Annotated in this window: 14 protein-coding genes; 10 read left to right on the forward strand and 4 right to left on the reverse strand. The window is 69.2% G+C overall.

Annotated features, from left to right (window positions below; all coding sequences use genetic code 11):
- Positions 1-82 precede the first annotated feature (82 nt).
- Positions 83-1,264 carry a zinc-dependent alcohol dehydrogenase gene (locus tag BST38_RS14870; protein ID WP_083144099.1) on the reverse strand — a complete coding sequence of 394 codons (1,182 nt, stop codon included), beginning with the start codon at positions 1,262-1,264 and terminating at the stop codon, positions 83-85.
- A 173-nt stretch (positions 1,265-1,437) separates the two neighbouring features.
- Between BST38_RS14870 and BST38_RS14875 the strand changes: the two genes are divergently transcribed.
- Positions 1,438-1,878: a flavin reductase family protein gene (locus BST38_RS14875; protein ID WP_237160809.1), complete on the forward strand. Its 441-nt coding sequence runs from the start codon at positions 1,438-1,440 to the stop codon at positions 1,876-1,878.
- Entirely contained in the window at positions 1,875-2,582 is a 708-nt protein-coding gene (locus BST38_RS14880) for a pyrimidine reductase family protein (RefSeq protein ID WP_083144100.1), read from the forward strand. The genes BST38_RS14875 and BST38_RS14880 overlap by 4 nt, the downstream gene beginning before the upstream one ends.
- A gap of 7 nt (positions 2,583-2,589) precedes the next feature.
- On the opposite strand, the gene BST38_RS14885 is transcribed toward BST38_RS14880, so the two are convergent.
- Together BST38_RS14885 and BST38_RS14890 are read right to left on the reverse strand one after the other, a co-directional pair.
- On the reverse strand, positions 2,590-3,387 hold the full coding sequence (locus tag BST38_RS14885) for an SDR family oxidoreductase (RefSeq protein ID WP_083144172.1): 798 nt from the start codon (positions 3,385-3,387) through the stop codon (positions 2,590-2,592).
- 112 nt (positions 3,388-3,499) lie between these two features.
- Positions 3,500-3,991 (reverse strand): DUF6328 family protein, encoded by a 492-nt coding sequence (locus BST38_RS14890; RefSeq protein ID WP_083144101.1) that lies wholly within the window; start codon positions 3,989-3,991, stop codon positions 3,500-3,502.
- 105 nt (positions 3,992-4,096) lie between these two features.
- Here BST38_RS14890 and BST38_RS14895 point away from each other — a divergent pair, with 105 nt between their 5' ends.
- Both BST38_RS14895 and BST38_RS14900 read left to right on the forward strand, forming a co-directional pair.
- The gene (locus BST38_RS14895; RefSeq protein WP_083144173.1) at positions 4,097-4,372 is read left to right on the forward strand and encodes a DUF4235 domain-containing protein; all 276 of its coding nucleotides are present in this window, start codon (positions 4,097-4,099) and stop codon (positions 4,370-4,372) included.
- A gap of 77 nt (positions 4,373-4,449) precedes the next feature.
- On the forward strand, positions 4,450-4,722 hold the full coding sequence (locus BST38_RS14900) for a hypothetical protein (RefSeq protein WP_083144102.1): 273 nt from the start codon (positions 4,450-4,452) through the stop codon (positions 4,720-4,722).
- A gap of 9 nt (positions 4,723-4,731) precedes the next feature.
- Here BST38_RS14900 and BST38_RS14905 read toward each other — a convergent pair whose 3' ends face one another.
- Complete coding sequence (locus BST38_RS14905) at positions 4,732-5,403, reverse strand: type III PLP-dependent enzyme domain-containing protein (protein ID WP_083144103.1); 672 nt, start codon at positions 5,401-5,403, stop codon at positions 4,732-4,734.
- A 301-nt stretch (positions 5,404-5,704) separates the two neighbouring features.
- On the opposite strand from BST38_RS14905, the gene BST38_RS29660 reads away from it, so the two are divergent.
- Genes BST38_RS29660 through BST38_RS14935 form a run of 6 tightly spaced genes read left to right on the forward strand, consistent with a single transcriptional unit; the run spans position 5,705 to position 13,683 of the window.
- Positions 5,705-5,806, forward strand: coding sequence for a potassium-transporting ATPase subunit F (locus tag BST38_RS29660; RefSeq protein WP_110781761.1), 102 nt, complete (start codon positions 5,705-5,707; stop codon positions 5,804-5,806).
- Positions 5,806-7,479 (forward strand): potassium-transporting ATPase subunit KdpA, encoded by a 1,674-nt coding sequence (gene kdpA, locus BST38_RS14915; protein WP_083144105.1) that lies wholly within the window; start codon positions 5,806-5,808, stop codon positions 7,477-7,479. Before BST38_RS29660 ends, kdpA begins: the two co-directional genes overlap by 1 nt.
- The gene (gene kdpB, locus BST38_RS14920) at positions 7,476-9,605 is read left to right on the forward strand and encodes a potassium-transporting ATPase subunit KdpB (protein ID WP_083144106.1); all 2,130 of its coding nucleotides are present in this window, start codon (positions 7,476-7,478) and stop codon (positions 9,603-9,605) included. Before kdpA ends, kdpB begins: the two co-directional genes overlap by 4 nt.
- A gap of 1 nt (position 9,606) precedes the next feature.
- Positions 9,607-10,473, forward strand: coding sequence for a potassium-transporting ATPase subunit C (locus BST38_RS14925; protein ID WP_083144107.1), 867 nt, complete (start codon positions 9,607-9,609; stop codon positions 10,471-10,473).
- Positions 10,430-12,991, forward strand: coding sequence for a DUF4118 domain-containing protein (locus BST38_RS14930; RefSeq protein ID WP_083144108.1), 2,562 nt, complete (start codon positions 10,430-10,432; stop codon positions 12,989-12,991). The genes BST38_RS14925 and BST38_RS14930 overlap by 44 nt, the downstream gene beginning before the upstream one ends.
- On the forward strand, positions 12,988-13,683 hold the full coding sequence (locus BST38_RS14935; RefSeq protein ID WP_083144109.1) for a response regulator: 696 nt from the start codon (positions 12,988-12,990) through the stop codon (positions 13,681-13,683). The genes BST38_RS14930 and BST38_RS14935 overlap by 4 nt, the downstream gene beginning before the upstream one ends.
- Positions 13,684-13,729: the final 46 nt, after the last annotated feature.

Below are 13,729 nucleotides of genomic sequence, written 5' to 3' on the forward strand. Positions count from 1 at the left end.
GAATCAGCCCCGCGCGACCCGCCGGATCGGCATCCGGGTCACCTCCTCCATGAAGCCGGCGCCGCGTCAGGCCCATCGACCCTTACGGCTTCAGGATCACCTTCACCGCACCGTCCTGCTTCTTCTGGAAGATGTCGTAGGCGTGCGGCGCCTCGTCCAGCGGCACCACATGGGTGGCGAATGTGTCCACCCCGAGCGGGTCCGAGTCGGTCAGCAGCGGCATGATGTCGTCGACCCACCGCTTGACGTTCGCCTGCCCCATCCGCAGCTGAATCTGCTTGTCGAACAACGTCAGCATCGGGATCGGGTCGGCCATCCCGCCGTAGACGCCGATCAGCGACAGGGTTCCGCCGCGCCGCACACAGTCGATCGCCGAGTACAGCGCGCCGAGCCGGTCGATGCCGGCCTTCTGCATCATCGGCTTGGCGATCGCGTCGGGCAGGAACGCCGTCACCCCCTGAACGGCGTGCGCCACCGGCGATCCGTGGGCCTCCATCCCGACCGCGTCGATCACGGCGTCGCTGCCGCGGCCGCCGGTCAGCCGGCGCACCTCGTCGCCGACCGAGCCGTCGACTTTGGAGGCGTCGATGGTGTGGATCCCGCGCGCGACCGCGCGGTCGAGCCGCTCGGGCACCAGATCGACGGCGAACACCTGATACCCGAGAAATTGGGCGATCCTGGCCGCCATGTCCCCGATCGGGCCCAGTCCGAGGACGGTGACGGTGCCGCCCTTCGGGATGTCGGCGTAGACCACCGACTGCCACGCCGTGGGCAGCACGTCGGACAGGTACACGAACCGCGAATCCGGCGGGCCCTCAGGGACTTTGATGTGGGTGAACTGGGCCTGCGGCACACGCAGGTACTCGGCCTGCCCGCCGGGCACCGAACCGTACAGCTCCGAGTAGCCGAACAGCGCCGCACCCATCCCCTGCTCGCGCACCTGGGTCGTCTCGCACTGGGTGTAGAGCTTTTGGTCGCACATGAAACAGTGGCCACACGAGATCTGGAACGGGATCACCACCCGGTCGCCGACCGACAGGTTCGTCACCTCGGAACCCACCTCACGCACGATCCCCATCGGCTCGTGGCCGAGGACGTCGCCCTCGTTCATGAACGCGCCGAGGACCTCGTACAGGTGCAGGTCCGAACCGCAGATGTTGGTGGACGTGACCTCGATGATCGCGTCGGTGGGCTCTTCGATCTTCGGGTCCGGAACGGTGTCTACGCGCACGTCCCGGCGCCCATGCCATGTCACAGCCTTCATGGGCCCGTCACTACCCTGTGACAAGCCCGCCAAACGTCGCGCCCGTTTGGTCAAGATCAGAAACGGCAATGCGGACTTGGTTGAAGGCGGTCGAGTCGAAGGAGGTCGCAGTGGGCGAACAGCACGGCGGCAGTGCCGCATTCGAAGGCCTGGTGTCTCTGCTCGACTATCCGATGTTCGTCGTGACCACCGCCGTCGGCGACCGCAGGTCGGGCTGCCTCGTCGGATTCACCTCGCAGACGAGCATCAACCCGCCCCGTTTCCTGGTCGGCCTGTCCCGCAACAACCACACCTTCACCGTGGCCCAGGACGCCGAGTACCTCGCCGTGCAGGTCCTGCCGCACGACGCGCTGAACGTGGCCAGATTGTTCGGCGGCACCACCGGTGACACGACGGACAAATTCGCCGAATGCGCCTGGCATGAAGGACCGCACGGCCTGCCCGTCCTCGACGATGCGGCGGCGTGGTTCGCCGGACGGGTGGTCCGCCGGTTCGACGTCGGCGACCACGTCGCCCATCTGCTGGAGCCCGTCGACGGCAGCGCGCCCGACGAACTCGGTGACCTGATCACGTTCTCCGACGTCCGCGACATCGAGCCGGGCCACGACGCATGACCGACGTGCGGGCACTGCCCGCCGGCGCCGCCGTGGAGGACCACGGCTACCGGCCGGCACCCGCCGGGGTGCGGGTCAACATGATCTTCAGTGCCGACGGCGCCGCGGCGTTCGCCGGGCGGGCAGGACCGCTGTCGTGTCCGGCCGACTACGCCCTGCTGTTGGCGCTACGCGCCTACTCGGACGTGGTTCTCGTCGGCGCCGGAACCGCACGCGCCGAAGGCTACGGCCCGGTGCGGCTGGGTCCCGAACACCGCGCGCACCGTCGCGAACTCGGCCTCGGTGACGACCCGCCGCCGCTGGCGGTCGTGTCGCGGTCCGGCCGGCTGCCCGAGAGCATGTTCGGCGGGCCGACCCCACCGATCCTGATCACCGGTGCCGCGAACACCAGCACAGCGCGGGAAACCGGTTGCCAGGTCATCGTTTCCGGCACCGACACCGTCGATGTCGGCGGTGCGATCCACCAGCTCCGCGAACAGGGGCTGCAGCGGATCCTGTGCGAAGGCGGGCCGGCGCTGCTCGACGAACTCGTCGCGCACGACCTCGTCGACGAACTCTGCGTGACCCTCGCCCCGAAACTGGCCGGCAGCCAACCGGTGGGCACCGGCGCACCCTCGGCCATCGCGGCCCCGACCGCACTGCGGTTGGGACGGGTGCTCGTCGGCGCCGACGGCTACCTGTTCCTGACCTACCACCGAGGGTGAGGCACGCTCAGCCCGGCAGCGTTTCGCCGCCGATCGGGGCCAGCACCTCACCGCTGTAGTACGACGACATCCGCGACGCCGCGAAGAACACGTAGGACGGTGCGATCTCGTCGGGCTGCGCCGCGCGCCCCATCGGCACCTGCTCGCCGAACGACTCGACCTTCTCCGCATCCATCGTCGCCGGAATCAGCGGGGTCCACACCGGCCCGGGAGCGACGCAATTGACCCGGATCCCACGCTCGGCCAGTGACTGCGCCAGCGAGTACGTCAGCGCGATGACCGCGCCCTTGGTCGCCGAGTAGTCGATCAGGGTCTTGTTGCCGCGCAGACCGTTGATGGACCCGGTGTTGATGATCGCGGCACCGTCGGGCAGGTGATGCAGCGCGGCCTTCGTGACGTGGAAGAAGCTGTCGATGTTCACCGCGAAGGTGCGCCGCCACTGCGCGTCCGAGATCTCGGTGAAGTCGGAGGCCGGCGACTGGAACGCGACGTTGTTGACGACGATGTCGAGCCCGCCGAGCTGCTGGGCGGTCTCGTCGACGACGCGGCGGCAGTGTTCGGGGTCGGCGAGATCACCGGCGAATTCGATGCCGCGCCGGCCGGCGCCCTCGATCAGCGACAGCGTATGTGCGGCATCGGTTTTCTCCTCCAGGTACGCAATGGAGACGTCGGCGCCCTCCTTCGCGAACGCGACGGCCACGGCTCTGCCGATACCAGAGTCCCCGCCGGTGATGAGCGCCTTCTTCCCGGCCAGCAGGCCGGTGCCCTGATAGTCGCGCATCTCGTCACGCGGACGGTCGGACATCTGGTCGGTCTCACCGGGGTACGGGATGACGCCGTCAGGGGTCACGTCGGGGGCTGCGGGGGTTTCCTCGTGGGTCACGGCGTCCGGCGTACCCGGCCGCCCCCCGGCGAAACTACGGTGCGGGTGCCTGCTGAGGCCCGGTCCGCATCGAGATCGGCAGCAGCCACCAGAACATCACGAACAGCACCAGCGCGCACCCACCGGCGACCACCGCCGCCCACAGCCCCGCGACCGCGTCGAAGATGATCACCGTCATCCCGGTCAGCGCCACCGCAAGCAGCAGCAGCCCGGCGTACGCGCACCGGTGCGCGGCCGCCACCAGCACCGCCAGCCGGTGCCTGCGGAACAGCAACCGGTGCATCGCCACCGGGGCGATCAGCAGCACGGTGGACCCGACCGCGGCGCACACGGTCACCAGATACACCACCTGCATGCCGTCGTCGAGGATGTCGAAACGCTGCTGGAACGGCAGGGTCAACAGGAAGCCGGTGAGCAATTGCACCCCGGTCTGCACGACCCGCAGTTCCTGCAGCAGGCTGGCCCAGTTGCGGTCGAGGCGTTCGGTCTCGGTCTCGTGGCGGCGGGGCGGTTGACCAGGACCCATCGACCGATCCTCCCACCGGCGCCTCCACCCCGTCGGGCGTTTGGCCACGCGCGACACGGGTAGGCATCTCCCGACGCGCACAGTGAGAAAGACCAGGGAGTGACCATGAGCAAAATCGCCAGATCGCTGTACACGCCGCTGTCGGTGGCCACCGGTGTGGGCGGAGGTCTGCTCGCTGGTGCGATCTTCGGGCAGATCTGGAAACGCATCGGCGACAACGACGCCGAGCCGCCGGACCCGAAGGACCTGACGCAGTCGACCAAGACCGTCATCCTCGCCGCGGCGATCCAGGGCCTCATCATGGGGCTGGTGCGCGCCGGGCTACAACGCGCGAGCGCGCACGGATACCAGGCGATGACCAACGAACTGCCGCCCGCTTAGGATTCCCACCCGAACTTCAAAGGATTCACACAGCAAACGGTGAGCCGGTCTTCAGCACCCCGGCTCACCGTAAGGGCATGACTCACACAGTCGAGTTCCCGCAGGTCCGCGATGCCGTTGCGCGTGAGACTGCGCGTGAGACGCAGCGAACGTGGCTGACCGCCGTGCTGGCGTTCGCCGCGAGCATGGCGATGATGCTGATGTCCTCGCCGGCGCACGTCGCCGCGTGGGCCTACTGGACCGTCTCGGCCATCGCGCTGGTGACCGCGCTGATCGTGTTCGTCGCGGCCCAGCACGCGTGGGGCCAGATGGTCACCAGCGCGCAGGCAGCAGGCGTCGTCGAGGACTGACCGTCGGCGTCACCGGCCGAGCGGGGCCAGCACCACCGCCGGTCGCGGCAGCCGCCATCGCGCGCAGCCGTCGTCGAGCGCATCGTCGACCGCGGACGCGATCGCGCCGAGCCCCTTCGTGTCACCGGTCAACCACGCACTCGCCGGCCCACCCGCCAGACTGATCCGGGTCAGCTCCGCACCCCACGACCGCATCTGCGCCATCCGGCCCAGCAGCCGCTCGGCGGCCACCCCCCACTGTCCCGGATCGTCCGGATCGGCGACGTCGCAGTGCATTCCGACGATGTCGAGGCGTCGCTCACCCGCCACAGCCGGTCCCGCTTCGTCGAGGTAGACGTACTTCGACGGCTGCGGGCAGGCGGTCAGCGCGTCGACGTGGCGGTCGCTGGACACCACGAAGCGCACCACACCCAGACCGGCCGCCCGGCGGATCGTCTCCGACACCGGGCAGCACCGCAGCACGACGTGCAACGGACGCACCCCCGCCGCGCGCACCAGTTCCAGTTCCTCGCCGCCGCACGCGGTCACCGCAAGCCCGTGCGCGCGCACCCACGCCGCCACCATCGGATCGCGCAGTGCCACAGCCGGAATGGCGCAGCCCGCCATCGGCAGGATCCGGCGCACCGCGTGCACCGAGGCCGCCAGCCGGCGAGGGGCCAGGGGAACGTCCAAAGTCGTCATGAATTCGGTGTACGCGCACGCCCTGGCAACACGGGTCGATCCATACAGATCCTTGACGGCCGCCTACCAGACTTTGACGCCGCGCTGACGGCCGCATGGGGTCCGTAAAAACTGTGCCGGCACCCGTCAAGAAACCGTCAACGCCCAGCTCACCCACCTGTTTCCGGTCATACGTTGGCCTGCGCATCCCGCCACCACCGGTGGGTGTGTCAATGAGCGCAGGAGAGCTGATCCACGTGACGACCGTCATTTATCTCGTGCTGACCGCGGCGATCTTCGCCGTGTTCGGCCTCATCCAGAAGTGGGTGGAAAACCTGTGACGCCGAACCTGATCGGGCTCGCGCTGGCGGCCCTGATCGCCGTGTTCCTGTTCGCGGCGCTGTTCTTCCCGGAGAGGTTCTAGTGAGCGCCGACGTCGCGGGGACACTGTTCGTGCTCTCGCTCGTCGTCGCGCTGGCGGCGGTGCACGTGCCGCTCGGCGATTACATGTACCGCGTCTACACCGCGTCGGGGCACTCGCGCGTCGAGCGCGGAATGTACAGGCTGATCGGCGCCGACCCGAAGGCCGAGCAGACCTGGGGCGCCTACGCCCGCAGCGTGCTCGCGTTCTCCGCGGTCAGCCTGCTGTTCCTGTTCGTCCTGCAACTCGTGCAAGGCAAGCTGCCGCTGGCGTTGCCGGACCCCGGCACCGAGATGACCCCGGCGCTGGCCTGGAACACCGCCGTGAGCTTCGTGACCAACACGAACTGGCAGGCCTACTCCGGGGAGTCCACGCAGGGCCATCTCGTGCAGATGGCGGGGCTGACGGTGCAGAACTTCGTCTCCGCCGCCGTCGGTATGGCAGTCGCCGTCGCGTTCGTGCGCGGCCTCGCCCGCCACACCCGTGCCGAGCTCGGCAACTTCTGGGTCGACCTGATCCGCGGCAGCTTCCGGATCCTGCTGCCCCTCGCGATCGTCGGCGCCGTCATCCTCGTCACCGGCGGCGTGATCCAGAACTTCCACCTCCACGACCAGGTGGTCACCACGCTGGCCGGAGGTGCACAGACCATCCCCGGCGGCCCCGTGGCCAGCCAGGAAGTCATCAAGGAACTGGGCACCAACGGCGGCGGCTTCTTCAACGTCAACTCGGCCCATCCGTTCGAGAACCCGACCGCGTGGACCAACTGGGTGGAGATCTTCCTGCTCAGCGTCATCGCGTTCTCGCTGCCCCGCACCTTCGGCCGAATGGTCGGGTCGCCCAAACAGGGTGTGGCGATCGTTGCCGTCATGAGCATCATCGCGCTGCTCAGCGTCAGCCTGACGATGGCGTTTCAGCTCCAGCACCACGGGACCGTCCCGACCGCGGTCGGCGCATCCATGGAGGGCGTGGAACAGCGCTTCGGCGTTGCCAATTCGGCAGTGTTTGCCGCGGCCACCACGCTGACCTCGACCGGTGCGGTGGACTCGTTCCACGACTCCTACACCAGCCTCGGCGGCATGATGACGATGTTCAACATGATGCTCGGCGAGGTCGCCCCCGGCGGGGTGGGTTCGGGCCTCTACGGCATGCTGATCCTGGCGATCATCACCGTGTTCGTCGCGGGCCTGATGGTCGGACGCACCCCGGAATACCTGGGCAAGAAGATCACCCCGCGCGAGATCAAGCTCGCCGCAACGTATTTCCTGGTCACCCCGCTGATCGTGCTGACCGGGACCGCCGCGGCGATGGCGCTGCCCGAGCAGCGGGCCGGCATGCTCAACACCGGACCACACGGACTCTCCGAGGTGCTCTACGCGTTCACCTCGGCCGCCAACAACAACGGGTCGGCGTTTGCCGGCCTCACCGTCAACACCACCTGGTACAACACCGCTCTCGGGCTGGCGATGCTGTTCGGCCGGTTCCTGCCGATCATCTTCGCCCTCGCCCTGGCCGGTGCGCTGGCCCGGCAGGGCAAGACCCCGGAATCGGTCGGCACGCTGCCGACGCACCGGCCGCAGTTCGTCGGCATGGTCGCCGGCGTCACGCTGATCCTGGTCGCCCTGACCTTCCTGCCCATGCTCGCACTCGGACCCCTCGCCGAAGGACTCCATTCATGACCGTCACCACCGTCGAACACGCCCACCGAAAGCACACGGCCGCAGCAGGTTCCACCACCGTGCGCGGCGGCCTGCTCGAGCCCGCCATGCTGTGGAAGTCGCTGCCCGACGCGTTCGCCAAACTCAACCCGCGCACGCTGTGGCGCAACCCGGTGATGTTCATCGTCGAGATCGGCGCGGCGTGGAGCACCGTGCTGGCCGCGGCGGACCCGTCGTGGTTCGCGTGGCTGATCGTGGTGTGGCTGTGGCTGACCGTCGTGTTCGCCAATCTCGCCGAAGCGGTCGCCGAGGGACGCGGCAAGGCCCAGGCCGACTCGCTGCGCAAGGCCAAGACCGACACGATGGCGCGCAGGCTCACCCCGTCCGGCGGGGAGGAACAGATCGCCGCGCCACTGCTGCAGCAGGGCGACATCGTCGTGGTCGAGGCCGGGCAGACGATCCCCGGCGACGGCGACGTCATCGGGGGCATCGCCTCCGTCGACGAGTCGGCGATCACCGGCGAATCCGCGCCCGTCATCCGCGAATCCGGCGGCGACCGGTCCGCGGTCACCGGCGGCACCACGGTGCTGTCGGACCGCATCGTCGTCAAGATCACCCAGAAACCCGGTGAGAGCTTCATCGACCGGATGATCGCGCTCGTCGAAGGCGCCAACCGGCAGAAGACCCCCAACGAGATCGCGCTGAACATCCTGCTGGCGTCGCTGACGATCGTGTTCTTGTTCGCGGTCGCCACCCTGCAACCGCTGGCGATCTACTCGGTGAGCAACAATCCCGGCGTGCCGGACAGCCTGGCGCTCAACGCGAACGGCGTCTCCGGGATCGTGATGGTCTCCCTGCTGGTCTGCCTGATCCCGACCACCATCGGCGCGCTGCTGAGCGCCATCGGCATCGCCGGCATGGACCGCCTCGTGCAGCGCAACGTGCTGGCCATGTCCGGGCGTGCCGTCGAAGCGGCCGGCGACGTCAACACCCTGCTACTCGACAAGACGGGCACCATCACCCTCGGCAACCGTCAGGCAGCGGCATTCGTGCCGTTGGCCGGTGTGCCGCCGGAAACCCTCGCCGACGCCGCCCAGCTGTCCAGCCTCGCCGACGAAACCCCGGAGGGCCGTTCGGTCGTCGTCTTCGCCAAGCAGGAGTTCGGGTTTCGCGGCCGGACCCCGGGCGAGCTCGACCATGCGACCTGGATCGAGTTCAGCGCCAACACCAGGATGTCGGGTGTCGACGTCGACGGACGGCGCCTGCGCAAGGGTGCCACCGGCGCGGTCGCCGACTGGGTACGTGCCAAAGGTGGCACGGTCCCAAGCGAACTCGGCGACATCGCCGACGGTATCGCCGCCGCCGGCGGCACCCCGCTGGCGGTCGGTGAGGTGCGCGACGGTCGCGCGACGGTGCTGGGGGTCATCCATCTCAAGGACGTCGTCAAGCAGGGTATGCGGGAACGTTTCGCCGAGATGCGCCGCATGGGCATCCGCACGGTGATGATCACCGGCGACAACCCGTTGACCGCCAAGGCGATCGCCGACGAGGCCGGCGTCGACGACTTCCTCGCCGAGGCCACGCCCGAGGACAAGATGGCGCTGATCAAGAAGGAGCAGGCCGGCGGCCGTCTGGTCGCGATGACCGGCGACGGCACCAACGACGCCCCCGCGCTGGCCCAGGCCGATGTCGGTGTCGCGATGAACACCGGCACCTCGGCGGCCAAGGAGGCCGGCAACATGGTCGATCTCGACTCCGACCCGACCAAGCTCATCGAGATCGTCGAGATCGGCAAGCAGTTGCTGATCACCCGCGGCGCGCTGACGACGTTCTCCATCGCCAACGACATCGCGAAGTACTTCGCGATCATCCCGGCGCTGTTCGTCGGCCTGTTCCCCGGGCTGGAACTGCTCAACGTGATGCGGTTGCACAGCCCGCAGTCGGCGATCCTGTCCGCGGTGATCTTCAACGCCGTCGTCATCGTCGCGCTGATCCCGCTGGCACTGCGCGGTGTCCGCTACACACCGAGCAGCGCGTCGAAACTGTTGAGCCGCAACCTCTATGTCTTCGGTCTCGGCGGCATCGTCGCGCCATTCCTCGGCATCAAGGCCATCGACCTCGTCATCCAACTCTTCCCAGGAATGTGACATGGTGTTCTCCAACCTCATCCGCGGCCACTGGGCGGCACTGCGCGCCCTGCTGCTGTTCACCGTCGTGCTCGGGCTGGGCTACCCGGCGCTGATCTGGCTGATCGCCCAGGCCCCGCCGCTGTCCGGCAACGCCGACGGCTCCATCGTCGAGGTCGATGGAACACCGGTGGGCAGCAGCCGGATCGGCCAGCTCTACACCGACGTCGACGGCAACCCCCTACCGCGATACTTCCAGGGCCGCCCCTCGGCCGCCGGTGACGGCTACGACCCGATGTCGACCAGCGCAAGCAACCTGGGGCCGGAGAGCATCGTCGACCGGCCGGACACACCCAGCCTGCTGACCCTGGTCTGTACCCGCAGCGCCGCGGTGGGCGAACTCGACGGCGTCGACGGCAGCCGTCCGTACTGCACGGGCGGCGGAGTCGGTGCGGTGCTGTCGGTGATCGGCCCACGCGACGGCTCGGGCGACGTCACCACGCCCACCGAGGTCGTCAGCGTGAACGAACCGTGCGACACCACCCCGGAACCGTTCCTGGACAGCTATCTCGGCGTGCAGGTGGACTGCGCGGATCCGGGGCGTGACTACAGCGCCGGGCAGCTCGTGCCGATCCGCGGCGCGGCGCCGGCCGATCCGGCCGTGCCCGCCGATGCGGTGACCGCCAGCGGTAGCGGACTCGATCCCGACATCTCGCCGGCCTACGCCGATCTGCAGGTCGACCGCGTCGCCGCCGCGCGCGGGATCGACCCCGGGCAGGTCCGCGCCCTGGTGGCCCAGCACACCGAGGGCCGCACCCTGGGATTCCTCGGTGAGCCCCGGGTGAATGTGTTGCAGCTCAACCTCGCTTTGGATCGTCAGGGTGGATGATGGGCAGGTGAGTTCGCCCGCCCCGCAGCGGCCCAAGCGCGGAGAGCTCCGCATCTACCTGGGTGCGGCTCCCGGCGTGGGCAAGACGTACGCGATGCTCGGCGAGGCGCACCGGCGGATCGAGCGCGGCACCGACCTGGTCGCCGCGGTGGTGGAGACCCACGGCCGCGCGAAGACCGCGCAGCTGCTCGACGGTATCGAGACCGTGCCCCCGCGCATGGTCGAGTACCGCGGGCACAGCTTCGCCGAGCTCGACGTCGACGCGGTGCTGCGGCGGCGCCCGCAGGTGGTGCTCGTCGACGAGCTCGCCCACACCAACACCCCGGGCAGCAGAAACCCCAAGCGCTGGCAGGACATCGAGGAACTGCTCGACGCCGGCATCACGGTGGTCACCACCGTCAACGTCCAGCACCTCGAAAGCCTCAACGACGTGGTCACCCAGATCACCGGCATCGAGCAGCAAGAGAAGGTGCCCGACGAGGTGGTGCGCGCCGCCGACCAGATCGAGCTCGTCGACATCACTCCGGAAGCGTTGCGGCGCAGACTCGCTCACGGCAACGTGTACGCGCCCGAGCGGGTGGACGCCGCACTGTCGAACTACTTCCGGCGCGGCAACCTCACGGCGCTGCGGGAGCTGGCCCTGCTGTGGCTGGCCGACCAGGTCGACGCCGCGCTGGAGAAGTACCGCGCCGACAACAAGATCACCACCACCTGGGAGGCCCGCGAGCGGGTGGTCGTCGCGATCACCGGCGGACCCGAGTCGGAGACCCTGGTGCGCAGGGCATCCCGGATCGCGACGAAATCCAGCGCCGAGCTGATGGTCGTCCACGTGGTGCGCGGCGACGGACTGTTCGGCGCCGCACCCCACCAGATCGACCGCGTGCGCGAACTCGCCACCAGCATCGGCGCCACGCTGCACACCGTCGTCGGAGACGACGTGCCGTCCGCGCTGCTGGACTTCGCCCGCCAGATGAACGCGACCCAGTTGGTGATCGGGACGTCGCGGCGGTCCCGCTGGGCCCGCATCTTCGACGAGGGCATCGGCGCGACCGTGGTGCAGAACTCGGGCACGATCGACGTCCACATGGTGACCCACCCGCAGGCCGGCGGAACCTCGCTGTGGGCGCGGGTATCTCCGCGGCAACGCCACGCCGCGGCTTGGCTGGCGGCCGTCGTCGTGCCCTCGGCGATCTGCGCCACCGCGGTGCTGTTCCTGCAGCCGTTCCTGGGCATCGGCGGCGAGAGCGCGATCTTCTTCATCGGCGTGCTGGTCGTCTCGCTGCTGGGCGGCGTTGCGCCGGCGGCACTTTCGGCGGTGCTGTCCGGGGTGCTGCTCAACTTCTTTCTCGTCGAACCGCTGCACACGTTGACCATCGACGATCCCGACAGCGCCGTGACCATCGTGGTGCTGCTGGCCGTGGCGGTCGCCGTCGCCGCCCTGGTCGACAGGGTGGCCAACCGCGCTCGTGAATCACGCCGGGCCGCAGCGGAAGCCGAGCTGCTGGCGCTGTTCGCGGGGTCGGTGCTGCAGGGCGCCGACCTCGACACGCTGCTGGAGCGGGTCCGCGAGGCCTACTCGCAACGGTCGGTGAGCCTCGTCCGCGGCCCGGCGCACGGCGGCGAGGTGCTCGGATCCGCGGGCACCGACCCGTGCGTCTCGGTCGAGGACGCCGACACCGCGATCGAAGCCGGATCCGACAACGACTCCGAGGAGTTCTGGATGGTGCTGGCCGGCCGCACGCTGCCCGCCCGCGACCGCCGGGTGCTGGCCGCGGTGGCCAATCAGGCCGCCGGGCTGGTCCGTCAACGGGAGCTCGCCGCGGCCGCCGGGAAGGCCGAAGTGCTCGCCCAGGCCGACGAACTGCGCCGGTCCCTGCTGTCGGCGGTCAGCCATGACCTGCGCACCCCGCTGGCCGCCGCCAAGGCCGCCGTCTCGAGCCTGCGCAGCGAGGACGTCAGGTTCTCTGCCGACGACACGGCCGAACTGCTCGCCACCGTCGAGGAGTCGGTCGATCAGCTGACCGGGCTGGTCGGCAACCTGCTCGACTCGTCCCGGCTGGCCGCCGGCGTGGTCAGGCCCGAACTGGGGCCGGTCTATCTGGAGGAGGCGGTGGCGCGGGCCCTGCTGGGCATCAACCGCGCAGGGCGCGACCGGGTGAAGATCGAAGTCGACGGCGCGGTGGTGCTGGCCGACAGCGGCCTGCTGGAGCGGGTGCTGGCCAACATCCTCGACAATGCGCTGCGCTACGCGGCCGACGGGCCGGTGCGGGTGACGGCGGGCCGGATCGGCGAGCGCGTCCTGATCGCCGTGGCCGACGAGGGGCCGGGCATCGCGCAAGGGGCCGAAACGGCGTTGTTCGCCCCGTTTCAGCGGCTGGGCGACCACGACACCAGAAGCGGTGTCGGCCTTGGCCTGTCGGTGTCGCGGGGGTTCGTCGAGGCGATGGGCGGCACCATCGCCGCCACGGACACCCCCGGCGGCGGGCTGACCGTCGAGATCGATCTGGCGGCCCCGTGACCGCCCCACCGAAGACCCGCGTGCTCGTCATCGACGACGAGCCCCAGATCCTGCGCGCGCTGCGGATCAACCTGTCCGTGCGCGGCTACCAGGTGTCCACCGCGGCCACCGGATACGACGGATTGCGGGCGGCCGCCGAGCGCAAACCCGACGTGGTCGTGCTCGACCTGGGCCTGCCGGACATGCCCGGTATCGAGGTGCTCGAAGGCCTGCGCGGCTGGCTCACGGCGCCGGTGATCGTGCTCTCGGCACGCAGCGACTCCGCGGACAAGGTCGAGGCCCTCGACGCCGGCGCCGACGACTACGTCACCAAACCCTTTGGGATGGACGAGTTCCTGGCCCGGCTGCGGGCAGCGGTCCGGCGCGGGGCCACCGCGGCCGACACCGACGAACCGGTGGTCGAGACATCGTCGTTCACCGTCGACCTGGCCGCCAAGCGGGTCACCAAGAACGGCGTCGAGGTGCATCTGACACCGACCGAATGGGGCATGCTCGAGATGCTGGTCCGCAACCGCGGCAAGCTCGTCGGCCGCGAGGAACTGCTCAAAGAGGTGTGGGGGCCCGGTTACGCGAAGGAAACCCACTACCTGCGCGTGTACCTGGCGCAGCTGCGCCGCAAGCTCGAAGACGACCCGTCGCACCCCGTGCACCTGCTGACCGAGGCGGGTATGGGCTACCGCTTCCAGCCGTAGCACCCCCACGCCGCCGCCGAACTGGGATTCCCGGCTGTGATTTGCG

The organism is Mycolicibacterium parafortuitum (genome assembly GCF_002086815.1).
Taxonomy (GTDB): domain Bacteria; phylum Actinomycetota; class Actinomycetes; order Mycobacteriales; family Mycobacteriaceae; genus Mycobacterium; species Mycobacterium parafortuitum.

Excerpts from the sequence above, each read along its gene's own strand:
- BST38_RS14870 (WP_083144099.1), bottom strand. The coding sequence starts at position 1,264 with ATGAAGGCTGTGACATGGCATGGGCGCCGGGACGTGCGCGTAGACACC.
- BST38_RS14890 (WP_083144101.1), bottom strand. The coding sequence starts at position 3,991 with ATGGGTCCTGGTCAACCGCCCCGCCGCCACGAGACCGAGACCGAACGC.
- BST38_RS14895 (WP_083144173.1), top strand. The coding sequence starts at position 4,097 with ATGAGCAAAATCGCCAGATCGCTGTACACGCCGCTGTCGGTGGCCACC.
- BST38_RS14925 (WP_083144107.1), top strand. The coding sequence starts at position 9,607 with ATGGTGTTCTCCAACCTCATCCGCGGCCACTGGGCGGCACTGCGCGCC.
- BST38_RS14885 (WP_083144172.1), bottom strand. The coding sequence starts at position 3,387 with ATGTCCGACCGTCCGCGTGACGAGATGCGCGACTATCAGGGCACCGGC.
- BST38_RS14905 (WP_083144103.1), bottom strand. The coding sequence starts at position 5,403 with ATGACGACTTTGGACGTTCCCCTGGCCCCTCGCCGGCTGGCGGCCTCG.
- kdpB (WP_083144106.1), top strand. The coding sequence starts at position 7,476 with ATGACCGTCACCACCGTCGAACACGCCCACCGAAAGCACACGGCCGCA.
- BST38_RS14875 (WP_237160809.1), top strand. The coding sequence starts at position 1,438 with ATGTTCGTCGTGACCACCGCCGTCGGCGACCGCAGGTCGGGCTGCCTC.
- BST38_RS14900 (WP_083144102.1), top strand. The coding sequence starts at position 4,450 with ATGACTCACACAGTCGAGTTCCCGCAGGTCCGCGATGCCGTTGCGCGT.
- BST38_RS14930 (WP_083144108.1), top strand. The coding sequence starts at position 10,430 with ATGTGTTGCAGCTCAACCTCGCTTTGGATCGTCAGGGTGGATGATGGG.
- BST38_RS14880 (WP_083144100.1), top strand. The coding sequence starts at position 1,875 with ATGACCGACGTGCGGGCACTGCCCGCCGGCGCCGCCGTGGAGGACCAC.